Annotated in this window: 23 protein-coding genes and 2 riboswitches; of the genes, 16 read left to right on the forward strand and 7 right to left on the reverse strand. The window is 67.6% G+C overall.

From position 1 onward, the window contains the following. Positions 1-4: 4 nt before the first annotated feature. Genes bluB through cobU form a run of 3 tightly spaced genes read right to left on the reverse strand, consistent with a single transcriptional unit; the run spans position 5 to position 1,926 of the window. Positions 5-637: a 5,6-dimethylbenzimidazole synthase gene (gene bluB / locus FXB40_RS16410; RefSeq protein WP_148773221.1), complete on the reverse strand. Its 633-nt coding sequence runs from the start codon at positions 635-637 to the stop codon at positions 5-7. A 3-nt stretch (positions 638-640) separates the two neighbouring features. Then, a complete protein-coding gene (gene cobS, locus FXB40_RS16415) occupies positions 641-1,426 on the reverse strand; it encodes an adenosylcobinamide-GDP ribazoletransferase (protein ID WP_148773222.1) in 786 nt (261 codons plus the stop codon). Beyond that, entirely contained in the window at positions 1,423-1,926 is a 504-nt protein-coding gene (gene cobU / locus FXB40_RS16420; RefSeq protein ID WP_148773223.1) for a bifunctional adenosylcobinamide kinase/adenosylcobinamide-phosphate guanylyltransferase, read from the reverse strand. Before cobU ends, cobS begins: the two co-directional genes overlap by 4 nt. 121 nt (positions 1,927-2,047) lie before the next feature. On the opposite strand from cobU, the gene cbiB reads away from it, so the two are divergent. Beyond that, positions 2,048-3,001, forward strand: coding sequence for an adenosylcobinamide-phosphate synthase CbiB (cbiB, locus tag FXB40_RS16425; protein ID WP_187436921.1), 954 nt, complete (start codon positions 2,048-2,050; stop codon positions 2,999-3,001). An 11-nt stretch (positions 3,002-3,012) separates the two neighbouring features. Then, complete coding sequence (gene cobD / locus FXB40_RS16430) at positions 3,013-3,978, forward strand: threonine-phosphate decarboxylase CobD (protein ID WP_187436922.1); 966 nt, start codon at positions 3,013-3,015, stop codon at positions 3,976-3,978. On the opposite strand, the gene FXB40_RS16435 is transcribed toward cobD, so the two are convergent. Continuing rightward, positions 3,967-5,415: a cobyric acid synthase gene (locus FXB40_RS16435; protein ID WP_148773225.1), complete on the reverse strand. Its 1,449-nt coding sequence runs from the start codon at positions 5,413-5,415 to the stop codon at positions 3,967-3,969. The genes cobD and FXB40_RS16435 overlap by 12 nt on opposite strands. 7 nt (positions 5,416-5,422) lie before the next feature. Continuing rightward, the gene (cobO, locus tag FXB40_RS16440; RefSeq protein ID WP_148773226.1) at positions 5,423-6,058 is read right to left on the reverse strand and encodes a cob(I)yrinic acid a,c-diamide adenosyltransferase; all 636 of its coding nucleotides are present in this window, start codon (positions 6,056-6,058) and stop codon (positions 5,423-5,425) included. Positions 6,059-6,097: 39 nt separating this feature from the next. Then, a riboswitch (cobalamin riboswitch) is annotated at positions 6,098-6,317 on the forward strand. 96 nt (positions 6,318-6,413) lie between these two features. Between cobO and FXB40_RS16445 the strand changes: the two genes are divergently transcribed. The 7 genes from FXB40_RS16445 to cobJ are packed head-to-tail and all read left to right on the forward strand — an operon-like array spanning position 6,414 to position 14,315. Beyond that, entirely contained in the window at positions 6,414-6,788 is a 375-nt protein-coding gene (locus FXB40_RS16445) for a DUF1636 family protein (protein WP_148773227.1), read from the forward strand. Beyond that, complete coding sequence (gene cobW / locus FXB40_RS16450) at positions 6,785-7,819, forward strand: cobalamin biosynthesis protein CobW (protein WP_148773228.1); 1,035 nt, start codon at positions 6,785-6,787, stop codon at positions 7,817-7,819. Before FXB40_RS16445 ends, cobW begins: the two co-directional genes overlap by 4 nt. Beyond that, positions 7,819-11,067 (forward strand): cobaltochelatase subunit CobN, encoded by a 3,249-nt coding sequence (gene cobN, locus FXB40_RS16455; protein ID WP_148773229.1) that lies wholly within the window; start codon positions 7,819-7,821, stop codon positions 11,065-11,067. The genes cobW and cobN overlap by 1 nt, the downstream gene beginning before the upstream one ends. Then, the gene (gene cobG, locus FXB40_RS16460) at positions 11,064-12,221 is read left to right on the forward strand and encodes a precorrin-3B synthase (protein ID WP_148773230.1); all 1,158 of its coding nucleotides are present in this window, start codon (positions 11,064-11,066) and stop codon (positions 12,219-12,221) included. Before cobN ends, cobG begins: the two co-directional genes overlap by 4 nt. After that, entirely contained in the window at positions 12,221-12,850 is a 630-nt protein-coding gene (locus FXB40_RS16465) for a precorrin-8X methylmutase (RefSeq protein ID WP_148773231.1), read from the forward strand. Before cobG ends, FXB40_RS16465 begins: the two co-directional genes overlap by 1 nt. A gap of 2 nt (positions 12,851-12,852) precedes the next feature. After that, positions 12,853-13,584 carry a precorrin-2 C(20)-methyltransferase gene (locus tag FXB40_RS16470; protein WP_148773232.1) on the forward strand — a complete coding sequence of 244 codons (732 nt, stop codon included), beginning with the start codon at positions 12,853-12,855 and terminating at the stop codon, positions 13,582-13,584. Further along, positions 13,581-14,315, forward strand: coding sequence for a precorrin-3B C(17)-methyltransferase (gene cobJ, locus FXB40_RS16475; protein WP_148773233.1), 735 nt, complete (start codon positions 13,581-13,583; stop codon positions 14,313-14,315). Before FXB40_RS16470 ends, cobJ begins: the two co-directional genes overlap by 4 nt. Here cobJ and FXB40_RS16480 read toward each other — a convergent pair. Further along, on the reverse strand, positions 14,291-15,037 hold the full coding sequence (locus FXB40_RS16480) for a cobalt-precorrin-6A reductase (protein WP_148773234.1): 747 nt from the start codon (positions 15,035-15,037) through the stop codon (positions 14,291-14,293). The genes cobJ and FXB40_RS16480 overlap by 25 nt on opposite strands. Between FXB40_RS16480 and cbiE the strand changes: the two genes are divergently transcribed. Genes cbiE through cobT form a run of 7 tightly spaced genes read left to right on the forward strand, consistent with a single transcriptional unit; the run spans position 15,036 to position 21,208 of the window. Next, a complete protein-coding gene (gene cbiE / locus FXB40_RS16485) occupies positions 15,036-16,217 on the forward strand; it encodes a precorrin-6y C5,15-methyltransferase (decarboxylating) subunit CbiE (RefSeq protein ID WP_148773235.1) in 1,182 nt (393 codons plus the stop codon). The genes FXB40_RS16480 and cbiE overlap by 2 nt on opposite strands. Continuing rightward, positions 16,214-16,582, forward strand: coding sequence for a cobalamin biosynthesis protein (locus FXB40_RS16490; RefSeq protein ID WP_187436923.1), 369 nt, complete (start codon positions 16,214-16,216; stop codon positions 16,580-16,582). The genes cbiE and FXB40_RS16490 overlap by 4 nt, the downstream gene beginning before the upstream one ends. After that, entirely contained in the window at positions 16,579-17,361 is a 783-nt protein-coding gene (gene cobM, locus FXB40_RS16495; protein ID WP_148773237.1) for a precorrin-4 C(11)-methyltransferase, read from the forward strand. The genes FXB40_RS16490 and cobM overlap by 4 nt, the downstream gene beginning before the upstream one ends. Continuing rightward, positions 17,361-18,671: a cobyrinic acid a,c-diamide synthase CobB gene (locus tag FXB40_RS16500; RefSeq protein WP_148773238.1), complete on the forward strand. Its 1,311-nt coding sequence runs from the start codon at positions 17,361-17,363 to the stop codon at positions 18,669-18,671. The genes cobM and FXB40_RS16500 overlap by 1 nt, the downstream gene beginning before the upstream one ends. After that, on the forward strand, positions 18,668-19,399 hold the full coding sequence (gene cobA, locus FXB40_RS16505) for a uroporphyrinogen-III C-methyltransferase (RefSeq protein ID WP_148773239.1): 732 nt from the start codon (positions 18,668-18,670) through the stop codon (positions 19,397-19,399). Before FXB40_RS16500 ends, cobA begins: the two co-directional genes overlap by 4 nt. Further along, on the forward strand, positions 19,396-20,145 hold the full coding sequence (gene cobF, locus FXB40_RS16510; RefSeq protein ID WP_148773240.1) for a precorrin-6A synthase (deacetylating): 750 nt from the start codon (positions 19,396-19,398) through the stop codon (positions 20,143-20,145). The genes cobA and cobF overlap by 4 nt, the downstream gene beginning before the upstream one ends. Positions 20,146-20,155: 10 nt before the next feature. Then, positions 20,156-21,208, forward strand: a complete 1,053-nt coding sequence (cobT, locus tag FXB40_RS16515) for a nicotinate-nucleotide--dimethylbenzimidazole phosphoribosyltransferase (protein ID WP_148773241.1) — start codon at positions 20,156-20,158, stop codon at positions 21,206-21,208. On the opposite strand, the gene FXB40_RS16520 is transcribed toward cobT, so the two are convergent. Beyond that, a complete protein-coding gene (locus FXB40_RS16520; RefSeq protein ID WP_148773242.1) occupies positions 21,205-21,777 on the reverse strand; it encodes a histidine phosphatase family protein in 573 nt (190 codons plus the stop codon). The genes cobT and FXB40_RS16520 overlap by 4 nt on opposite strands. 72 nt (positions 21,778-21,849) lie before the next feature. Next, positions 21,850-22,051: riboswitch (cobalamin riboswitch) on the forward strand. Positions 22,052-22,067: the final 16 nt, after the last annotated feature.

Raw genomic sequence — 22,067 nt, forward strand, 5'->3', positions numbered from 1 at the left:
CGCTCTACCGCCGCAGCGTGAATTCGTCCGCACCTCGCCGGTGCTCCCATTTCGCCCGCTCGAGCTCGGGCTGATCGCACTCCGCTTCGGGGTAGCCGATGCAGAGATAGGCGATGAATTTCCAGGAGGCGGGCACGTCGAGCACGCCGTGGATGCGCTCCGGATTGAGGATCGAGACCCAGCCGAGCCCGATCCCCTCGGCGCGTGCGGCGAGCCACATCGCGGTGATCGCCGCGACCACGGAATATTCGGTGGTCTCCGGCATGGTCGCACGGCCGAGGCCGTGGCCGATGTCGCTCGCCTTGTCGGCGAATATCGCGAGATGGCGAGGTGCCTGTTCGAGGCCCGAGAGCTTGAGCGCGGCATAGCGCGCGGCGCGCTCGCCGGAATAGCAATTCAGCGCGTCGGCGTTGCACGCCCTGAAATCGTCAATCACCGCGCGGCGCCGTGCCGCATCATCGACGGTGACGAAGCGCCACGGCTGGCTCAGGCCGACCGACGGCGACAGACAGGCGGTCTCGATCAGCCGCTCCACGGCGCCGTCGGGCAGCGCATCGGAGCGGAAGCGGCGCACGTCGCGGCGCCACACGAACAGCTCGCGCAATTGCCGGCGGAAGGTGTCGTCGAACTCGACCATCGATCATCCTCCCGCGTGAAGGAAGGCTGCGGCCACCAGCAGGATCAGGATCTCGCCGACCTGCTCGAAAGCGCCGAGGATGTCTCCGGTCTGCCCGCCGATCTGACGGATGGCAAGCTGCGCCAGGATCAGCCCGGCAAGGGACAGCAGGACCAGGCCGACCAGCGCCTTGGCCGGTCCGAGCGCAAGGGCGAGCGCCAGCGTTCCAACGGCGAAGGCGATGGCCACGCTGCGGCCCGGCGGCGATCCGGCGCGCGCGGAGAGCCCGTCGGGACGCGCCGGGGTGACCAGTGACATGAAGGCCGGCACGCCTGCGCGGGCCGCAGCGTGGGCTGCGCACAAGGCCAGCATCACGGCCCATGGATTAGCGATTGCGGCCAACGCACTCCAGCGCAGGCCGAACGACAGGATCAGCGCGCAGACGCCATAGCTGCCGATCCGGCTGTCGCGCATGATCTCGAGCTTGCGCTCGCGCGTCCGTCCGCCGCCGAGGCCGTCGGCGGTGTCGGCAAGCCCGTCTTCGTGCAGCGCGCCGGTGATGAGGGTCGTTGCGGCGAGAGCGAGCAGCGCGGCCATGCCTGGTGCCAGTCCCAGTCTGCTCGCGAGCGCGTAGACCGCAGCGCCTGCAAGGCCCACCAGCAATCCCGCGATCGGCAGTGCCCAGGTCGCGCGCGCGATGTCACCGTCGCCGGTCGGCTTCGACGATGCCACCGGCACGATCGTGACGAAGGACGCCGCGATCCTGAAATCGGCGACAACGTCTTTTAGAATGTCGGCGCGCGGCGTCATTTCAGTTTCATCGGCAGGCCGGCGACGACGAACTCGACTTCGTCGGCGGTCGCCGCAATGGTCTGGTTCATGATCCCGGCGGCGTCGCGAAAGCTGCGCGCCAATGCGTTGTCGGGCACGATGCCGAGGCCGACCTCATTGGTCACGAAGACGACCGGGCTCGCGAGGTGGGGCAGGGCGGCGGCGAGCTCGGTCACCTCGCGGTCCCAGTCGCGCTCCGCATGCATCAGGTTGGAGAGCCACAGCGTCAGACAGTCGACGAGCCGCGCGCCGCCGCCGTCGGTTGCGACCAGCGCGGACACGAGATCGAGCGGCACCTCGCGCTCGATCCAGTCGGTCCCACGGCGCGCGCGGTGTTTTGCGATGCGCGCGTCCATTTCCGCATCGAGCGCCTCGGCCGTCGCGACATAGACGGGCTGCCCGGGGAAGGCGCGCGTGCGCGTTTCCGCACGCTTGCTCTTGCCCGATCGCGCTCCGCCCGTGATCAAGATGACGGCCATAAAAGTCTCCTGTGGGCCTGACTAATCACCAATCGCGGCCAAAGACAAAGCCGAAATCGGGCACCCGGGGGCTTGCGCTCGCCCCTCGGTTTGCGCAACAGGGGCGGGACAGGAGGCAGGTGTGGGTTTTGCGGGCGCGATGGTTGTGGCGATGGCGGTGGATGCCCTGCTGGGCTGGCCGTCAAAACTGCTTGCGCGGATCGGCCACCCCGTGACCTGGCTGGGTCGGCTGATCGCCGCCGTCGATACCGGCTGGAATCGCGAGGCTGACCCACCGGCACTCCGCCGCGCTGCCGGCGTCGCCGGCGCGCTTCTGGTGATTGCGCTCGCGGTTGCGCTCGGTTGGCTGCTCCAGTCCTTGCTTCGGTTCCTGCTTCCTGGGGGCTGGATCGGAATCGTGCTGGTCGGCACTTTGGCCTGGCCGCTGGTCGCGCTGCGCTCGCTGCATGATCATGTCGCGGTCGTCGCAAATCCTCTGCTGGGCGGCGACATCGCCGCCGCGCGCGACGCGGTCTCGCGCATCGTCGGCCGCGATCCCGCCGCGCTCGATGAAGCCGGCATCGCGCGCGCGGCGATCGAGAGCCTCGCGGAGAATGCGTCCGACGGCATCGTCGCCCCGGTGTTCTGGGGTGCGCTGTTCGGCCTGCCGGGCATTTTGGGCTACAAGGCGATCAACACACTGGACTCCATGATCGGTCATCGCAGCGAACGGCACGAAGCTTTTGGCTGGGCCGCCGCGCGCATCGACGATGTCGCGAATTTCATTCCGGCCCGCCTGACCGGCTTTCTCTTCGTGCTGCTCGCACAGCAGCGATCCGAGGCGCTGTCGTGCATGACGCGCGATGCGCGTCGGCATCGCTCGCCCAATGCCGGCTGGCCCGAGGCGGCGATGGCGGGAGCGCTCGGCGTGCGGCTCAGCGGCCCCCGCATCTATCACGGCAGCACCACCGACGAGCCCTGGCTCAATGAAGGCGCGCGCGATCCGCTCGCTGCCGACATCGTTGAAGGATTGACCGTCTACCGCCGCGCCATGCTGCTGCTCGCAGGCGTCCTTGCGATCCTGGCCTTCGCGTGAAAGAACAGGGCATGCGCGAGCACGGTGGAAATCTCGATCTGGCCCAGCAGCGTTTTGGCGGACGCGCGGAGGACTGGATCGATCTGTCGACCGGGATCAACCGGCTGCCTTATCCCGTGGGCGAGCTCGACGCGCATCATTGGCAGGCGTTGCCGTCGAGATCCGAGATCGACGCCCTGCATCAGGCTGCAGGGCATGCCTATCGCACAAGCGCACCGCTCGTCGCGATGGGCGGTGCGCAAGCTGCCATTCAATTGTTGCCGCAGCTTGCGCCGCGCGGTCGCGCACGCATCCTCGCGCCGACCTATAACGAATATGCTCCCGTTCTCTCGGCCGCAGGGTGGGAGGTCGAGGAGGTGAGGGCGCTCGATTCGCTGGCGGGGGCGAACCTCGCCATCGTCGTCAATCCCAACAATCCCGACGGCCGCCGTTACGCGCCGAAGGATTTGCTCGCGCTGCTGCCGCGCGTCGGTCGCCTCGTCATTGACGAGAGTTTTGCGGATGCCGTTCCCGAGCTCTCGCTCGCTTCGGAAACGAGACGGCCGGGGCTGCTGATCCTGCGCTCGTTCGGAAAGTTTTATGGTCTTGCCGGCTTGCGGCTCGGCTTCGCGATCGGCCATGCGGCTGACATCGGCAAGCTCACGGCGGCGTCAGGTCCGTGGCCGGTCTCCGGAGCTGCGATCGCGATCGGCTGCCGCGCACTGCGTGACGATGCCTGGGCCGAGGCGACGTCAGCGCGGCTTGCGCGCGACTGCGTTCGCCTCGACGAGATGGCGCAGTCGCAAGGCTGGCGGTTGGTTGGCGGCGCGCCCCTGTTTCGCCTCTACGAGACGCCCGATGCGCTTGCCGCACAGGAAAAGCTGGCGCGTGGCCAGATCTGGTCCCGCGCCTTCGCGCAAAAACCGACATGGCTGCGCCTTGGACTTCCGGGCGCGGAGGCCGAATGGTCGCGCCTTGCCGAGGTCCTAGCGCGCTAGCGCGAGCAAGCCTTCGACGTCGAGATGCTTTTCGATGTGATCGGCGAGTGCGTCGAGTGCGCTTTCGACTCGCGCATGATAGGGCTCTTCGCCCGCGGGAATGTCGAGCTTTGCGAGGTACGCCCTGCGGAAGTCGTCCGACGTGAACAGGCCGTGCAGATAGCTGCCTTGCACGCGCCCATCGCGCGAGATCGCGCCTTCGGGCGCGCCGTTCAGTTTCGCGAATGGCCGTGCGCAATCGGATCCGTCGGTACGGCCAATGTGAATTTCGTAGGCCTGGATCGGTTGATCCGTCGCCGCATGCACCGCCGTAACACGCGTCAGCGTTTTCTGCGGGCTCATCACCGTCTGGACATCCAGAAGACCAAGGCCCGGCGTGTCGCCCGCGGGTCCTTCGATCCCATCAGGGTCGGCGACGCTGCCCCCGAGCATCTGGTACCCGCCGCAGAGGCCGAGCAGATGGCCGCCCCTGCGGTGATGCGCGAGCAGATCGATGTCCCAGCCCTGTGCGCGCAGGAAGGCGAGATCGCCGCGGGTGGACTTTGAGCCGGGGATGATGACGAGACGCACGTCGCCGGGAATCGCTTCGCCCGGACGCACCATGACGAGGTCGACACCCGGTTCGAGTTTCAGCGGATCGAGGTCGTCGAAATTGGCGATCCGTGACAGCGCGAGGCAGGCGATCTTGCACTGGCCGGGTTTTCGCGCGTCGCTCAGGCCGAGCGCGTCCTCGGCGGGCAGCTCGCCGGCGCGCGCGAACCAGGGCAGCACGCCAAGGCCGCGCCATTCGGTCTTCGCTTCGATCAGTCTGTAGCCGTCGTCGAACAGCGTGGGATCGCCGCGAAACTTGTTGATGACGAATCCCTGGATCATCGCGGCATCGTCGGGATCGATCACCGTCTTGATGCCGACGAGTTGCGCGATGACGCCGCCGCGATCGATATCACCGACCAACACGACAGGCACATCGGCCTTGCGCGCAAAGCCCATATTGGCGATGTCGGCCTTGCGCAGGTTCACCTCCGCCGGACTGCCGGCGCCTTCGACGAGCACCAGATCAGAACGCGCCTTCAGCCGCTCGAAGCTCTCCAGCACGGCGCCCATCAAGGAAGGCTTCATCGCCGCATATTCGCGCGCACGCGCGGTGGCGATGCGCTTGCCCTGCACGATCACCTGTGCGCCGACATCCGTCTCGGGCTTGAGCAGCACCGGGTTCATGTCGGTGTGCGGCTCGACGCCTGCCGCCAGCGCCTGCAGCGCCTGGGCGCGGCCGATCTCGCCGCCATCGACAGTGACGGCCGCATTGTTCGACATGTTTTGCGGCTTGAACGGGAGCACGCGCAGGCCACGCCGCGTGAAGGTACGCGCGAGGCCGGCGACGATGAGCGATTTGCCCACGTCCGAGCCGGCCCCCTGGATCATTAATGCGCGCGCCATCGTGTCTTCAGAACTCGACGCCGGCTTGCGCCTTGATGCCGGAGCGGAACGGATGTTTCACCAGCGTCATCTCGGTGACGAGGTCGGCGATCTCGATCAGCTCGTCCTTGGCGTTGCGCCCGGTGAGCACGACATGCGTCATCGGCGGCTTTGAGGTCTTCAGGAAATCGACGACCTCCGCGATGTCGAGATAGTCGTAGCGCAGCGCGATGTTGATCTCGTCGAGCACGACCATGCGCAGACTGGAATCGAGAATCAGCTCCTTCGCCTTGTCCCAGCCGGCGCGCGCGGCCGCGATGTCGCGGGCGCGGTCCTGCGTCTCCCAGGTGAAGCCTTCACCCATGGCGTGGAACTGGCAGAGCTCGCCAAAATGGCCGGTGAGCAGGCGCCGCTCGCCGGTATCCCAGGCGCCCTTGATGAACTGCACGACGGCGCAGGGGAAGCCATGGGCGACGCAGCGCACGATCATGCCGAAGGCGGAGGACGACTTGCCCTTGCCGGCGCCGGTGTGGACGATGATGAGGCCCTTTTCGCCGCTCTTGGTCGCCATGATCTTGTCGCGGGCGGCCTTGATTTTCGCCATTTTCGCGGCGTGCCTGGCGTCGTTTTCCTCGGCCGTTTGGGTATCCGGTTCAGGCGTCATCTGACGGGTCCTTCGGCTTGACAAGAGGCGGCCGGGGGCAAATGGTGGCCCGGCGTTGGTTCCTGTCCTATGACAGGCGAAGAGGGAATGCGATAGGGTCCGAATCGGCAAGATTTGGATCCAAACTGCAGCCGCCCCCGCGACCGTGACCGGAGAGATGCCCAAAGCCACTGATCCCACTTGCGGATCGGGAAGGCGGGGATCGAAGGGGAAACCCTGCTCCGCAAGCCGGGAGACCTGCCAGCGCGGACGATTTTTGGACCGGCGGACGGGGTGTTCCGCGACGGGGATACGGGCCTTCGCAAGAACGGTTCGTGGGCCTCTTCGCCTCCCGCTGATACTTCTGGAAGAGGCGATGACGGTCACACTGCACGTCTGTATCACCTGCCGCGCCGGCCAGACGCTTGGCGAAGGCGAGGTCGCGCCCGGCAAGCGCCTTCACGGTGCGATCCTCGAGGCCGGCGTGCCCGAGGGCGTCAATGTGGTTCCCGTCGAATGCCTGTCTGCATGCAGCCAGGGCTGCTCGGTCGCGCTCAGCGCGCCCGGCCGCTGGTCCTATGTCTACGGCCGCCTCTCGGATGCCAACGCGCAGGACGTGGTCGCCGGCGCTGCCGCCTATGCCGCCGCGCCCGACGGCCTCGTGCCCTGGCGCAGCCGCCCCGAAATCTTCCGCAAGCAGTCGCTTGCCCGCATTCCCCCCATTGCCGTGTTGCCGGAGGCCGCCGAATGAACTCGCTTGCAAAAGTCCCTGTGACTGTCGTCACCGGGTTTCTCGGGTCCGGCAAGACGACGCTGATCCAGCACCTGCTCGCCAATCCCAACGGCAAGAAGCTCGCGGTGCTCGTCAACGAGTTCGGCAGCGAGGGCGTCGACGGCGAGATTTTGAAGTCATGTGCCGATGCCAATTGCCCGGAGGAGAACATCGTCGAGCTCGCCAATGGCTGCATCTGCTGCACCGTCGCGGACGATTTCATCCCGACCATGGAGAAGCTTTTGGCGCGCCCGGTGCGGCCCGATCACATCCTGATCGAGACCTCGGGCCTAGCGCTGCCAAAACCGCTGCTCAAGGCGTTCGACTGGCCGGAGATCCGCTCGCGCATCACGGTTGACGGCGTGATCGCGCTCGCCGATGCCGAGGCTGTCGCCGCCGGCCGTTTCGCGCCGGACCCGGATGCGGTCGAAGCGCAGCGCGCGGCGGACGAGAATCTCGATCACGAGACGCCGCTGTCGGAAGTGTTCGAGGACCAGATTGCCTGTGCCGACATCGTACTGCTGACCAAGGCCGATCTCGCGGGCGCAGCCGGCATCGAGGCCGCCAAGGCGTTGATCACCGCCGAGATGCCGCGTCGCGTGCCGATGCTGCCGATCACTGACGGCGCCATCGATGCGCGCGTCATCCTCGGCCTCGGCGCCGCCGCCGAGAACGATCTCGCCGCGCGTCCCTCGCATCATGATGGCGAGGAGGACCACGAGCACGATGACTTTGCTTCGGTCGTGATCGATCTTCCTGAGGTCACTGACATCGATGCACTGGTCGCATCGGTGCAGCGTCTGGCACGCGAACAGAACGTGCTGCGCGTCAAGGGCTACATCGCGGTCGCAGGCAAGCCGATGCGACTGTTGCTGCAAGCGGTCGGCGAGCGCGTGCGCCACCAGTTCGACAAGCCCTGGGGCGCGGGCAACAGGCAATCAAAGCTCGTCGTGATCGGCGAGCACGGCGATATCGACGAGGCCGCGATCAAGGCGGGATTGGGAGTCTGATGCACGTCGTCTTCCGCGAGAGCCGCGGTCTGGAAGAGACCGCGACGCCAAGGGACATCGGCCAGGACCCGGCCGATCTCGTGGTGCTCTCGTACTCGGACTCCGATCTTGCGGCGTTCGCGGCCGGCTGGCGGCGCGGCCGCAACAGCCTGCCGTCGCTGCGGCTGGCGAACCTCGCAGAACTCCGTCATCCGCTCTCGGTCGATACTTATATCGAGCGCACGCTGTCGCGGGCGCGCGGCATTTTGGTGCGGCTGATCGGCGGTGAGTCCTATTGGCCGTATGGGCTCGCGGCGCTCCAGCAGCTGGCAAAAGACCGCAACATCGTGCTCGCCGTGCTGCCGGCCGATGGCCGCGACGACACGCGGCTCGATGCATACTCCACCTTGCCGGTCTCGACGCTGCGCCGGCTGAAAGTTCTCTGCGACACCGGTGGTCCCGTTGCGGCGCAAGCCGCGATCGCGCAGCTCGCGCTTGCCTCGGGCCTCTACGCCGGGCCGGTCGTCGGCGAGATAACCGTTCCCGAGATGGGCTTTTACGATCCCGCACGCGGTGTGATCGCCGCGCCGGCGGCGAGCGAAGGGAAGCCGCATGCGCTGGTGGCGTTCTATCGCTCCTATCTCACGGCCGCCGACACGGGGCCGGTCGATGCGCTGATCGCTGCTTTGCGCGAGAGGGGCTTTGACGCTCATGGTGTGTTCGTCACGTCGCTGAAGGCCGCAGGTGTCTCGGATTGGCTGAGGACGTATTTCGCAAAAAATCCTCCGGCGGCGATCGTCAATGCGACGGCGTTCTCGGCGATGGGCGACGATGGCACGACGCCGTTCGACGCTGCGTCATGTCCGGTGTTCCAGGTCGCGCTCTCATCGGCGCGGCGTGAGGATTGGGCGGAGTCGCTGCGCGGCCTGTCGCCCGGCGATCTCGCGATGCATGTGGTGCTGCCCGAGGTCGACGGCCGCCTGTTCGCGGGCGTGGTGAGTTTCAAATCGGCTGCGACGCGCGATCCCGATCTGCAATTTTCGCATCTGGCCCATAGGGCGGATGAGGAGCGCGTGAGGGCAGTGGCTGCGCGCGTTGCGGCCTGGCGGCGGCTTGCGGAGACGCCGGCGGCAGAGAAGCGGCTGGCAATCGTGCTCTCAAACTATCCGGGCCGCCCGCACCAGATCGCGCATGCGGTCGGTCTCGACGCGCTCGCTTCGGTCGAAGCGCTGGTGTCCGATCTCACTGAAGCCGGCTTCGATGTTGCACCCGTTGAAGCGCTTGGCGAGACACTGCTCAAGCAGCAATTGACCTGGAGCGTCGCCGATTATCGGGCGTCGCTATCGCGCCTTCCGCAGGTCCTGCAGGACGATCTCGCGCAAGCCTGGGGCGCGCCGGAGAGCGATCCGAACTACCGCGATGGCGCGATCCACTTCGCTGCGATCCAGTGCGGTCACTCGATCATCGCAGTCCAGCCCGAGCGTGGCGATGCGACCACGCGCGATGCCGACTACCACGATCTCGCCCGCACGCCGCGCCATGCCTATGTCGCTTTCTATCTCTGGCTCCGTGCGCAGGGGATTGATGCCGTCGTGCACATGGGCGCGCATGGCACGCTGGAATGGCTGCCGGGAAAATCCGTGGCGCTGTCATCCGCGTGTTGGCCCGAAGCGCTGATCGGCGATCTGCCCGTCATCTATCCCTTCATTGTCAACGATCCCGGTGAGGCCGCGCAGGCCAAGCGGCGCATCGGTGCCGTCACCATTGGCCATCTGCCGCCGCCGCTCGAACAATCCGCGGTGCCGGAAGGTTTGCGCCGGCTCGAACGTCTGCTCGACGAATACTCGACCGCTGATGGTCTCGATCCCGGCCGCCGCCGGCGCCTGATCGCCGCGATCCGCGATGAGGCGCGCGCTGCCGGCCTCGAAGACGATCTCGGGCTCGATGCCTCGGCTGCACCAGCCGAAGCGATCCCCCGGATCGATCGCTTCGTCTGCGATCTCAAGGAAAGCCAGTTCGGCGACGGCCTGCACGTGTTCAGTCGCGGCGCCTGCGGCGAGGCCGAACGGGACGCGTTGCGTGCTGCGCTCGCGGGCAAGCGCGTTGCGCCGGGCCCATCCGGCTCGCCCTATCGCGGTCGCAGCGATGTTCTGCCGACGGGCCGCAATCTCTTCGCCGTCGATCCGCGCGCAGTGCCGACGCCGTCGGCGCATGCGCAAGGGATCAAACTCGCCGAAGAGCTGCTGCGCCGTCATCTTCAGGATCACGGCGATTGGCCGAAAGGCCTCGTGGTCGATCTCTGGGGCTCGGCGACCATGCGCACCGCGGGCGAGGAGTTCGCGATGGCGCTGCATCTGGCCGGTCTTGCGCCGCGCTGGGATCACGCCTCCGGCCGCGTCACCGGTTACGACATCATCGCGCCGGCCGAGCTCGGCCGTCCCCGCATCGACGTGACGCTGCGGGTGTCCGGCCTGTTCCGCGATGTCTTCGCAGGCCTTGCGCAATTGTTCGAAGCCGCCGCCGAGGCGTTGGCATCGCGCGACGAGGAAGGTGACGAAAATCCCTATCGCCACCGCGCCTCGCGCGTGTTCGCGCCACGCCCCGGACAATACGGCGTCGGCCTCTCGGCAATCCCGGATGCCTTCACGCCCGAGACGCGCGATGCGGCCGGCGAAGCCTGGCTGTCGGCATCGTCCTGGGCGTTCTCCGCCAATGGCGAGATCAAACCCGATCGCGCCGGCATCGAGCAGCGGCTCGCCTCCGCCGATGCTTTCGTTCACGTCCAGGATCTGCCGGAAACCGATCTGCTGCTCGCCGCCGACTATGCCGCGCATGAGGCCGGCATCGCGGCAGCTGCAGCGCATCTCGGTGCTGCCGGGCCATCGCTCTATCATCTCGACACGACCCGCCCCGACGAGCCGCACGCGCGCACGCTGACCGAAGAGATCTCGCGCGTGGTCCGCGCGCGCGCCGCCAATCCGGGCTGGATCGCCGGCATGATGCGCCACGGTTTTCGCGGTGCGGCCGAGATCACCGCGACGCTGGAGCACATGGCCGCCTTCGCCCATCTGGCCGGCGCCGTGCCGCCGCATCTGTTCGATCTCTACTACGACGCGACGCTCGGTGACGCCGACGTCCGTGCCTTCATGGCCCACGAAAATCCGGCGGCGCTGGCTGCGATGGAGATGTGCTTCACGCGCCTGCATGAGGCCTCGCTCTGGCGGACGCGCCGCAATTCGATTGCGGCTGCGCTGAAGGAGGCGTCATGAGCGCGGCTTCGGTGAAGGGCTGGTGTCCCGGCGCGCTGCGGCCGATGCAATCGGGCGACGGGCTCGTGGTCCGCGTGCGGCCGTTCGGCGGCCGGCTCGATGCGGCCCAGACCGCAGGGCTTGCGCATCTCGCCGAGCGCCACGGCAATGGTCTGATCGACGTGACCAGCCGCGCCAATCTCCAGATCAGGGGCGTCAGCGAGAGCAGCCACCGGCTGCTGCTTGACGGTCTCGCGCAACTGACGCTGCTCGACCCTGACGCCGACACCGAATCCCGGCGGAACATCCTGGTCATGCCGTTCTGGCACGATGGCGACGAGACCCAGGCGCTTGCGGCCGAGCTCGAAGAGGTGCTGGCGGACTCCATGCTCGAGGTGCCGACGAAGTTTGGCTTCGCCATCGATGACGGCAAGTCGCGCGTGCTCGCCGGCAACTCCGCCGATGTGCGGATCGAGCGCGACGCTGCCGGTGGTCTCCTCGTGCGCGCGGATGGTGCAAGGCTTGGCCGCACCGTCGCGCGCGGCGAGGCCGTGGCAACCGCACTCGCTGTCGCAAGCTGGTTCGCCGCCTCCGGTGGCGCGAGGAGCGGCCGCATGGCAACGCACCTTGCGGCTGGCGCAGAATTGCCTGAGCCTCTGCGCGGCGAGGCGGAGCCGGCACCCATCATGGCCGCCGCGCGCCCCGGCCTTTATCCGCAAGGCGCCATGGTCGGCGTCGCCTTCGGCCAGATGCCGCATGCGACGCTCAATCGCTTGTCCGGTTGCGGACATGCGTTGCGGATGACGCCGTGGCGCATGGTCTTGAGCGAGGGCAAGCGGGCGATGCCGACCGCTTCCGGCCTGATCACCGAGGCTTACGATCCGGCGCTGCGCGTCATTGCCTGCAGCGGCGCGCCGCGCTGCCGTGAGGCCCATGCCGACACCCGCGCGCTGGCCGCGGCGCTCGCGCCGAATATCGGCGCGGCTTCGCGGCTTCACGTCTCAGGCTGCGCCAAGGGCTGTGCTCACTCCGGTTCGGCCGCGATCACGCTGGTGGCGACGGGTGCAGGATTCGATCTCGTGCGCGGTGGATCGACTCGCGACGAGCCTATCCTGCGCGGGCTCGACCGCGACGACATCGTTCGCGATCCCTCCATCCTGATGGGAGGACACTGATGCCGCACGCTTACGAGACCGACGGCGCCGCGATCTACCGGCAATCCTTCGCGACCATCAGGGCCGAGGCCGATCTGGCGCGTTTCACACCGGACGAAGAGCAGGTCGTGGTCCGGATGATCCATGCCGCCGGCATGGTAGGACTTGAGGCGCATATCCGCTTCACGCAGGGCATGGCGACCGCCGCACGCGCGGCGTTGCAGAAGGGTGCGCCGATTCTGTGCGATGCCCGCATGGTATCCGAAGGAATTACGCGCGCGCGATTGCCTGCGGCCAACGCCGTCATCTGCACCCTCAGTGACGAGACTGTTCCTGCGTTGGCGCAGTCCATGCGCAACACGCGCTCTGCCGCGGCGCTGGAACTGTGGCGCCCGCATCTCGACGGTGCGATCGTCGCGATCGGCAATGCGCCGACGGCGCTGTTTCATCTTCTCAACATGCTCGAGGATCGCGACTGCCCGCGGCCAGCGTCAATCATCGGCTGCCCCGTTGGCTTCGTCGGTGCGGCCGAATCCAAGGCAGCGCTGATGGCCGATCCGCCTGTACCGGCGCTGACGGTCGAAGGCCGCCTCGGCGGCTCCGCGATCACGGTCGCTGCCGTGAACGCGCTCGCAAGCCGGAGCGAATAGCGATGGGGCGCATCATCTGCTGCGGTCTTGGCCCCGGCGATCCCGATCTCATGAGCGTGCGCGCCGATCGCACCGTGCGCGGCGCAAAGCACGTCGCCTATTTCCGCAAGAAGGGCCGGCCGGGCCAGGCGCGGTGCATCGTCGAGAGCATGCTCGGAAGCGACGTCGCTGAATATCCCATGGAGTATCCGGTTACGACCGAGATTGCTTTCGATAGCCCTGACTATGTCCAGCTGCTCGCGGGCTTCTACGACGAATGGGCCGAGCGCCTGGCGCGACTGGCGCGCGCCGTCGATGTCGTCGTGCTGTGCGAAGGCGATCCCTATTTCTACGGCTCCTTCATGCATCTGCACACGCGCCTGCAGGGCCGCGTCGAGATCGAGGTGATCGCCGGCATTCCCGGCATGGTCGGCTGCTGGAATGGCGTTGGTCAGCCGATTGCGCTCGGCGACGACGTGACGACGGTGCTGATGGGTACGCTCCCTGAGTCCGAGCTCGAACGCCGCATGCGCGATTCCGATGCGCTCGTCGTCATGAAGACCGGCCGCAATCTCGCAAAGGTGCGCCGTGCGCTTGCGTCCGCCGGCCGGCTCGACGATGCCTGGCTGGTCGAGCGGGGCACCATGCCGGGCGAGCGCGTCGTGCGGCTCGCCGACATCGACGCCGCCGACTGTCCTTACTTTGCGATCGTGCTCGTGCACGGCAAGGGCCGGCTGCCGGACGCCGCCGAATGAAGGGCACACTGACCATCGCGGGCCTCGGGCCGGGCAGTGATGCGTTGGTGACGCCGGAGGTCTCCGCCGCGCTTGCCGCCGCGACCGATATTCTGGGCTATGCGCCCTATGTCGCGCGCGTCCCGCCGCGGACCGGTCTCACCCTGCATCCGTCGGACAACCGGGAAGAGTTGCAGCGGGCAGCCGAAGCGTTGCGCTTGGCTGCCGAAGGCGGGCAGGTCGTCGTCGTCTCCTCCGGCGATCCCGGCGTGTTTGCGATGGCCTCGGCCGTATTCGAGGCGCTCGAGCAGGCGCCGCAATATCAGGATCTGCCGATCCGCGTGCTGCCGGGTATCACTGCGATGCTGGCCGCCGCGGCGCGCGCGGGTGCGCCGCTCGGCCACGATTTCTGCGCGATCAATCTCTCTGACAATCTCAAGCCCTGGGCGGTGATCGAGAAGCGGCTGAGGCTTGCCGCGGAAGCGGATTTTTCGATTGCGCTGTACAATCCGCGCTCGGCGAGCCGACCGGAAGGATTTGGCCGCGCTCTAGCGGTATTGAAAGAAGCCGGCTGCGGTGAGCGCCTCGTGATCTTCGCGCGCGCGATCAGCGCGCCTGACGAGAAGATCGCGACCGTGACGCTGAACGACGCGACATCAGAGATGGCCGACATGCGCACGCTCGTCATCGTCGGCAATTCGCAGACGCGCCGTGTCGGCCGCTGGGTCTATGCGCCGAGGGGCGTGCGATGATCGAGCCACTGCATCACTTCAGTGACGCTCTCCGCCCGCAGCCGTTCGGGCAATTTTGGTCGCGAGATCATGATGACGGGCAGGCCGAGCCTACGGGCGGCATCGATCTTGGCGCGCGCACCGTCGCCGCCGGAATTGCGCGCCACGATCCACGCGATGCCTTGCGTGCGCATCATCGCCAACTCGCCGTCGAGTGTGAACGGTCCGCGCGATACGATCACATCGGCAGCGAAGGGCAGGGGCGCTTCCGGCGGATCGACGAAGCGCAGCGTGTAGGCGTGCTGCGGCCGCGCCGCGAACGGCGCGATGTGCTGGCGGCCGATGCCGAGGAACACAGGTGCGGGCGTTTCGGGAAGGGCGGCCACCGCGGCGTTGACGTCGCTGACTTCAATCCAGTTGTCGCCCGGCGCTTTGGCCCATGGCGTACGTTCGAGCGCGATCAGAGGCGTATCGGTTTGCGCGCAGGCTTCAACGGCATTGCGGCTCATCTCGGCCGCGAAGGGATGCGTCGCGTCGATCACATGCGTGATGCCTTCTCGCCTGACGTAATCGGCAAGTCCGCTCGCGCCACCAAAGCCGCCGATGCGGATCGGCAGCGGCTGATCGGCAGGCGCGCGGGTGCGGCCGCCATAGGAATACACGGCATCGATGCCTGCGCGCGCGATCTCCGCGGCGAGCAGGCTCGCATCGGCAATTCCGCCCAGTATAAGGGCGCGCGTCATGGCTGATCTCTGGCTGACCATCATCGGTATCGGCGAAGATGGCCTTGCCGGGCTGTCCGATGCAAGTCGAAAGGCGCTGTCCAACGCGGAAACCGTTTTTGGCGGTGAACGGCATCTCGCGCTTGCGGATGTGGGAAGCCGCGGCCGCGCATGGCCGGTGCCGTTCGACGCAGAGGTCGTGTTGAGCCGCCGTGGCCGGCCGACAGCAGTGCTCGCCTCCGGCGATCCGTTCTGGTATGGCGCCGGCGCAGGCCTCGCCGAGAAGCTGGCAGCTGATGAGTGGGTTGCATATTCCGCGCCATCGACGTTCTCGCTTGCCGCCGCGCGGCTGGGCTGGCGGCTTGAATCCGCCGTCTGCCTCGGTCTGCATGCCGCGCCGTTCGAGCGCCTCGTGCCGCATCTTGCGCCGGGCGCGCGGATCATTTGCCTGGTGCGAGACGGCAAAGCCGCCGGCGATCTCGCAAGGTGGCTGAGCGAGCGTGGATGGGGCGCCTCGACCTTCTGGGCTCTCGCCGCGCTCGGCGGACCAAATGAAAGCGTTCGTGAGTATCGCGCCGAGAGCTATGCGCGCGCTTCCACCGGAAAGCTGGTCGCGGTGGCGCTGGAGGCGAAGGGGGCGCAGGGTCTGTCTCGCAGCTCGGGCCTGCCGGACGTTCTCTTCGCTCACGACGGGCAGATCACCAAGCGGCCGGTACGCGCGCTGGCGCTCTCGGCGCTGTGGCCATGTCCCGGCAGCACGCTATGGGACATCGGCGCCGGCTCCGGCTCGATCTCGGTCGAATGGGCGCTGTGCGGCGGGACGGCGATCGCCGTCGAGGCGCGTGAGGACCGCGTGGCGAATATCCGCAGCAATGCAGCGGAGTTCGGATTGGCGCACCGGATCACCGTCATCGCGGGGAACGCGCCCGATGCTCTCGCCGGGCTGGATGCGCCGGATGCCGTGTTCATCGGCGGAGGCCTCGACGGCGCAATGTTCGATGCCGTCTGGTCGCGCATCGTGCCCGGGACGCGGCTGGTCGCGCATGCCGTGACGCTGGAGACGGAAGCGCTGCTCGGCGAGCTGCATCAGCGCCACGGTGGGGATCTGATGCGAGTCGAGATTGCACATGCCGCTCCGCTCGGCCGCTATCGGTCCTGGGAGGCGACGCGACCGGTGGTGCAGTGGAGTGCGGTCCGATGAAGGTCGCCGGGCTCGGATTCAAAAAGGATGTCACGTTGGCCTCATTGCGCGAAGCGCTTGCGGCGGCCGGTGGTGCCGACGGCCTCGCGGCCGTGGCAACCGTCAGCGACAAGGCTGATTCAGAGGCGTTGAAGTTGCTCGCGCGCGAGTTTGGCGTTCCGATCAGGGCCGTCCCTGCGGAAATGCTGGCCGGTATCGCGACGCCGACGCAGTCGCAGCTGATCACCGAGAAGTTCGGCACGGGATCGGTCGCCGAAGCGGCAGCGCTGGCCGCGGCCGGACCACGTGCGCGGCTCATCGCAACGCGCGCGGTCTCGCAGGATCGCACCGCGACCGCAGCGATCGCGGAAGGAGACGGCCCATGACGGTGCATTTCATCGGCGCCGGGCCGGGCGCCGCCGATCTTCTCACCCTGCGCGGGCGCGATTTGATCGCCGCCTGTCCGGTCTGCCTCTATGCGGGCTCGCTGGTGCCCGAAGGCGTGCTGGCGCATTGCCCGCCCGGCGCGCGCATCGTCAACACCGCGCCGTTGTCGCTCGACGAAATCGTCGCGGAGATTGCTGCCGCACATGTCGAGGGCAAGGACGTCGCGCGGCTGCATTCCGGCGACCTCTCGATCTGGTCGGCGATGGGCGAGCAGCTCCGCCGCCTGCGCACACTCGGCATTCCCTTCACGGTCACGCCCGGCGTGCCGTCGTTCTCGGCGGCCGCGGCGGCCCTCGAGGCCGAGCTGACATTGCCTGGTCTTGCCCAGTCGGTGGTGCTGACGCGCACGCCGGGCCGCGCCAGCGCGATGCCCGAGGGCGAGAAGCTCGCTGCGTTCGCCGCGACCGGCGCGGTGCTCGCCATTCATCTGTCGATCCATCTGCTCGACAAGGTCGTTGCCGAGCTGATTCCGCATTACGGCGCAGATTGCCCGGTCGCGATCGTCTGGCGCGCGAGCTGGCCGGACCAGCGCATTGTCCGCTCTACGCTGGCAACGCTCGATGCGGCCGTTGGCGCCGAGATGGAGCGCACCGCACTCATCCTGGTCGGCAAGACGCTTGGCGCTGCGGATTTTGACGAGAGCCGGCTCTACGCCGCCGATTACGACCGCCGCTACCGGCCGGTTGGTGCCGAGCCGCGTTTTCCGGAGGCGTCGTGATGCCGGCGGGCCTCGTCATCTCCGCGCCCGCCTCCGGCGTCGGCAAGACCACGCTGACGCTGGCGCTCGCGCGCGCCTGGCGCCATCGCGGATTGCGCGTGCAGTGTTTTAAGAGCGGCCCCGACTACATCGATCCCGCCTTCCATGCCGCCGCCACAGGCCGCGCCTCCGTCAACGTCGATAGCTGGGCAATGGACCGCGCCACGATCGAACATCTCGTCAGCCGTGGCACCGATGCCGACATCGTGCTCGCTGAGGGCTCGATGGGCCTGTTCGACGGCGTCGCGGCGCGCGGTGTTTCCGGCACGGGCGCTACCGCCGACATCGCGGAGATGCTGGGCTGGCCGGTGGTGCTCGTGATCGACCCCTCCGGACAGGCGCAGACCGCGGCGGCGATTGCCGCAGGGCTTCGTGACTATCGCGCCGGCGTGCGCCTCGCTGGCGTGGTGCTCAATCGCGTCGCGAGCCCCCGTCACGAGGACCTCGTGCGTCGCGCGCTGAGCGACATTGGTATTGCCGTGTTCGGCGCGCTGCCGCGTCATGCCGAGATCAGTCTGCCGAAGCGGCATCTCGGCCTGGTGCAGGCCGAAGAGCAGGCCGAGATCGGACAACTGATCGACGAGGCCGCGCGCTTTGTCTCAGAGCATGTCGATCTCGGTGCGGTGCTGCGAGCCGCAGCCGCGTGGTCAGTGCAACCAGCGGCGAACGGCCTGAACGTGACGCCGCCGGGGCAACGCATTGCACTCGCCCGCGATGCCGCGTTCTCCTTCGTCTATCCGCATATGCTGGAAGCCTGGCGCGCGGCGGGCGCGGAGATCTCGACATTCTCGCCCCTTGCGGATGAAGCGCCTGACGCAAGCGCCGACGTCTGCTGGTTGCCCGGCGGCTATCCCGAGCTTCATGCCGGCAAGATCGCCGCCAATGCGCGCTTCCGCGATGGCCTGCGCGCCTTCGCCGAGACACGACCCGTGCACGGCGAATGCGGGGGGTATATGGTGCTGGGAACGGCTTTGACCGATGCCGACGGTATCAGTCACGAGATGACGGGCCTGCTCGGACTGGAGACGAGCTTTGCCAAGCGCCGCATGCATCTGGGCTATCGTCTCGTCGCGCTCGCTGCACCCATGCCGGGCCATCAGGTTGGTGCGCGGCTGCGCGGTCATGAATTCCACTATTCGACGATCGTCGTCCAGCCCGATACGCCGCTGGCGGTCGTGCACGATGCGACAGGCTCCGTCATCGCCGAGACCGGATCGTGGCGCGGCCACGCCACCGGCACGTTCTTCCATCTGATCGCGGAGGACCGGTGAGCGGCTTTGTCTCCTTTATCTCCGCCGGTCCCGGCGATCCCGAGCTTCTCACGCTCAAGGGCGCCGCGCGGCTGCGTGAGGCCGACGTCGTGCTCTACGACGATCTTGCCTCGGGCGCGATCCTCGACCTGGCGCGCCCGGGCGCCAATCTCGTCGCGGTCGGGAAACGGGCAGGGCGGGCGTCAACGAAACAGCATCACGTCAACCGCCTGCTAATCGACTACGCCGCCACGGGGTCACGCGTCGTGCGGCTGAAGTCGGGCGATGCCGGCATTTTTGGTCGACTCGAGGAGGAGCTGGAGACGCTGCGCGAGGCCGGCATCGGCTACGAGATCGTTCCGGGCGTGACTTCGGCCTGCGTCGCCGCCGCGCAAGCCGGGATTCCCCTGACACGCCGGCATACCTCGCGCCGGGTGCAGTTCGTCACCGGGGCCGATGTCACCGGCGAGCTGCCGCAGAATTTGAACTGGGCGGCATTGGCCGATCCCGATGCGACGACCGTGGTTTATATGGGTCGGCGCACCTTTCCGGCGCTGGTCGCGAAGTTGGTCGAGCATGGTCTCTCAGCGAGCACTCCGGCGCTGTTCGCCGAATCGCTTGGCCGTACCGACGAGCGGCTGGTGCGCACCACCATTGCCGAGCTTGCCGAGCAGCTCGCGCGCGGCGGTGCTGCTTCCACGGCGGCCGTGATCATGTTCGGCGCGCTGGCGAAGGGCGGATCGTCATGATGACGCTCTCCCTGATCGGCATCGGTTGCGGCGATCCCGGGCAGCTCACGCGCGCTGCGATCGACGCGATCAACGCCGCCGATCTCGTCCTGATCCCGCGCAAGGGGTCGGCAAAATCCGATCTTGCCGATCTCAGGCGGACGATCTGCGCCGATGTGCTCACCAACGCCAAGACGCGTATCGCCGAGTTCGATCTACCCGTGCGCGAGGCGGGTGAAGCCGATTACCGCAAGGGCGTGGACGATTGGCACGACGCTGTCGCCGCGACCTGGTCGCAGACGATCGCTGATCATCTCGGCGGTGAGGGCAAGGTCGCGCTGCTGATCTGGGGCGATCCCTCGCTGTACGATTCCTCGCTGCGCATTGCGCGGCGGCTCAATCCGTTGCCCGACATCGAGGTCGTGCCCGGCATCACCTCGATCCAGGCGCTGTGCGCGGCGCATGCGCTGCCGCTCAACGACATCGGCGAGCCGTTTCTGGTGACGACGGGACGCCGCCTGCGCGAAGGCGGCTGGCCGGTGGGCGTCGATACGGTCGTTGTGATGCTCGACGGCGGTACGGCGTTCCAGTCGCTCGATCCGGAAGGCCTGCACATCTGGTGGGGCGCCTATCTCGGCATGGCCGATCAGATCATCATGTCCGGCGCGCTGGCCGAGGTCGGGGCGCGCATCGTCGCATCGCGACAGGCCGCGCGCGAGCGACACGGCTGGATCATGGACAGTTACATTCTCAAGCGCAGGCCGTAAGCGAGGCAGCATGCTCCCTGATTGGGTTACTCAGAAATGCCCCGAGATCTCCGCCGCTCATCGCGAGGCCGCGATCGCGCGGCAGGCGCAACTGACAAAGCCGACCGGCGCGCTCGGCCGGCTCGAGCAGCTCGCGATCGAGCTTGCCGGCCTGCAGGAGACCGAACGCCCTCGCGCCGCACGCGTGCCGATCATCATCTTCGCCGGCGATCACGGCGTCGTCGCCCAGGGCGTGTCGGCCTATCCGCAGGCCGTGACCATCGCGATGATGGCGAATTTTGCCTCCGGAGGTGCCGCGATCTCCGTGCTGGCGCGCGAGCTCGGCTCGACCCTCGAGGTGGTCGATGCCGGCACGCTGGCCGAGGCGGCAATGCCGGGCATCGTCACGGACAAGCCGCGCCTTGGCACTCGCGATTTCAGCGTCGAGGCTGCGCTCACGCTCGCCGAGCTGGCATTCGCCTTCGAGGCCGGCCAGCGCGCCGTGGCGCGGGCGAAGGCCCATCAGCCTGATCTGCTGATCTTCGGCGAGATGGGCATCGGCAACACCACGGCCTCGGCGGCGATCGCCGCGAGCCTGCTCGGCATCGGCGCCGAGGACATCGCGGGCAGCGGTACCGGTGTCGATGCGGCGGGCCGTGCGCACAAGGCGCGCGTGATCGATGCGGCGATCGCGCGTCATGGCGTTGCGGGGGCAGCGCCCGAAAAGATCCTGTGCGCCGTGGGCGGCCTCGAGATCGCGGCGATCTCCGGCGCGATCATCGCGGCTGCGCAGGCGCGCATTCCCGTGCTGATCGATGGCTTTATTGTCTCGGTTGCCGTGCTCGCGGCCGTGCGGCTGAACCCGTCGTGCCAGCCGTTCCTGTTGCCATCGCATCAATCGGCGGAGCAGGGGCATCGGCTGGTGCTGCGCGCGCTGAACGTGCAGCCGCTGATCAGCCTCGATCTCAGGCTCGGTGAGGGATCGGGCGCCGCAATCGCGCTGCCGCTGGTGCGATCGGCCTGTGCCCTTCACAACGACATGGCGACGTTCGCGCAGGCCAATGTGCCGGATCGGCCGTCCTAGGCCGCGCGCTGATTGACCGACACGACGCGCCAGCCTGTCGCGAGCCGATCAATCCGGGTCAGCGACAGCGGATTGATCACGAAGCGCAAGGCCGCTTGCGGCGTCAGATCCAGCGCGATGCAGAGCGCGGCACGGATCGTGCCGGAATGCACGACGAGCGTCGCGTGACCTGCGCCGATCCGCGCGAGACCCAGCCGGACGCGCGCGACCTGATCTTCAAAGCTCTCGCCGCCCGGCGGCCGTCCGCGCGCCGGATCGCTCCAGAATTGCGCATAGGCCTCGCCGCCGCGAGCAGCGAGCTCGTCATGCCGCCGGCCGGTCCAGTCGCCAAAATCCTGCTCGCCGAATTCGGGCACCAATTCGGGCTCAAGCCCCAGCGCGCGCGCCGTCTCGACCGTGCGTCGCACCGGGCTGGCATAGCTCGCTGCATCCCGCGGCAGCAGCCGACGCAACGCCTCCAGCTGCGCGCGATCGGTGAGATCGGCTGGCGCGTCGGCGGCGTGGATCGTCCCTTTGACGCCGTCGACCGGCGCATGCCGGATCAACCAGAGGAAGGTCTCACCTTCCATGCAGATCTCCAAAGAAGTTGGTCGCTGTGGCAATAACGCCGCAGCTTGTACATTGACTCTGTCTTGATCGTAACCCTAGATGACTTTGACGGTTTCCCCGAGAGGGGATGAAAAGGGAATGCGGTGCGGGGATGTTGTCCCCAATGCCGCGGCTGCCCCCGCAACTGTAAGCGGTGAATCCTTCGTCAGAAGCCACTGGGTCCTCGGTCCCGGGAAGGCGACGAAGTGGTCACGACCCGCGAGCCAGGAGACCTGCCGTCAGCCGTGGTCACACGCGAAGATGTCGGTCG

The sequence above is a fragment of the Bradyrhizobium rifense genome (genome assembly GCF_008123425.1).
Classification (GTDB): Bacteria; Pseudomonadota; Alphaproteobacteria; order Rhizobiales; family Xanthobacteraceae; genus Bradyrhizobium; species Bradyrhizobium rifense.

Bases quoted from the DNA above. Each gene is read 5' to 3' on its own strand.
- cobU (WP_148773223.1), bottom strand. From the start codon at position 1,926: ATGGCCGTCATCTTGATCACGGGCGGAGCGCGATCGGGCAAGAGCAAG.
- FXB40_RS16435 (WP_148773225.1), bottom strand. From the start codon at position 5,415: ATGGCGCGCGCATTAATGATCCAGGGGGCCGGCTCGGACGTGGGCAAA.
- cobG (WP_148773230.1), top strand. From the start codon at position 11,064: ATGAGCGCGGCTTCGGTGAAGGGCTGGTGTCCCGGCGCGCTGCGGCCG.
- cobN (WP_148773229.1), top strand. From the start codon at position 7,819: ATGCACGTCGTCTTCCGCGAGAGCCGCGGTCTGGAAGAGACCGCGACG.
- FXB40_RS16480 (WP_148773234.1), bottom strand. From the start codon at position 15,037: ATGACGCGCGCCCTTATACTGGGCGGAATTGCCGATGCGAGCCTGCTC.
- cobW (WP_148773228.1), top strand. From the start codon at position 6,785: ATGAACTCGCTTGCAAAAGTCCCTGTGACTGTCGTCACCGGGTTTCTC.
- FXB40_RS16520 (WP_148773242.1), bottom strand. From the start codon at position 21,777: ATGGAAGGTGAGACCTTCCTCTGGTTGATCCGGCATGCGCCGGTCGAC.
- cobT (WP_148773241.1), top strand. From the start codon at position 20,156: ATGCTCCCTGATTGGGTTACTCAGAAATGCCCCGAGATCTCCGCCGCT.
- cobM (WP_148773237.1), top strand. From the start codon at position 16,579: ATGACGGTGCATTTCATCGGCGCCGGGCCGGGCGCCGCCGATCTTCTC.
- cbiE (WP_148773235.1), top strand. From the start codon at position 15,036: ATGGCTGATCTCTGGCTGACCATCATCGGTATCGGCGAAGATGGCCTT.
- cobD (WP_187436922.1), top strand. From the start codon at position 3,013: ATGCGCGAGCACGGTGGAAATCTCGATCTGGCCCAGCAGCGTTTTGGC.
- FXB40_RS16465 (WP_148773231.1), top strand. From the start codon at position 12,221: ATGCCGCACGCTTACGAGACCGACGGCGCCGCGATCTACCGGCAATCC.
- cobS (WP_148773222.1), bottom strand. From the start codon at position 1,426: ATGACGCCGCGCGCCGACATTCTAAAAGACGTTGTCGCCGATTTCAGG.
- bluB (WP_148773221.1), bottom strand. From the start codon at position 637: ATGGTCGAGTTCGACGACACCTTCCGCCGGCAATTGCGCGAGCTGTTC.
- cobO (WP_148773226.1), bottom strand. From the start codon at position 6,058: ATGACGCCTGAACCGGATACCCAAACGGCCGAGGAAAACGACGCCAGG.
- cobF (WP_148773240.1), top strand. From the start codon at position 19,396: ATGATGACGCTCTCCCTGATCGGCATCGGTTGCGGCGATCCCGGGCAG.
- FXB40_RS16500 (WP_148773238.1), top strand. From the start codon at position 17,361: ATGCCGGCGGGCCTCGTCATCTCCGCGCCCGCCTCCGGCGTCGGCAAG.
- FXB40_RS16470 (WP_148773232.1), top strand. From the start codon at position 12,853: ATGGGGCGCATCATCTGCTGCGGTCTTGGCCCCGGCGATCCCGATCTC.
- FXB40_RS16490 (WP_187436923.1), top strand. From the start codon at position 16,214: ATGAAGGTCGCCGGGCTCGGATTCAAAAAGGATGTCACGTTGGCCTCA.
- FXB40_RS16445 (WP_148773227.1), top strand. From the start codon at position 6,414: ATGACGGTCACACTGCACGTCTGTATCACCTGCCGCGCCGGCCAGACG.
- cobJ (WP_148773233.1), top strand. From the start codon at position 13,581: ATGAAGGGCACACTGACCATCGCGGGCCTCGGGCCGGGCAGTGATGCG.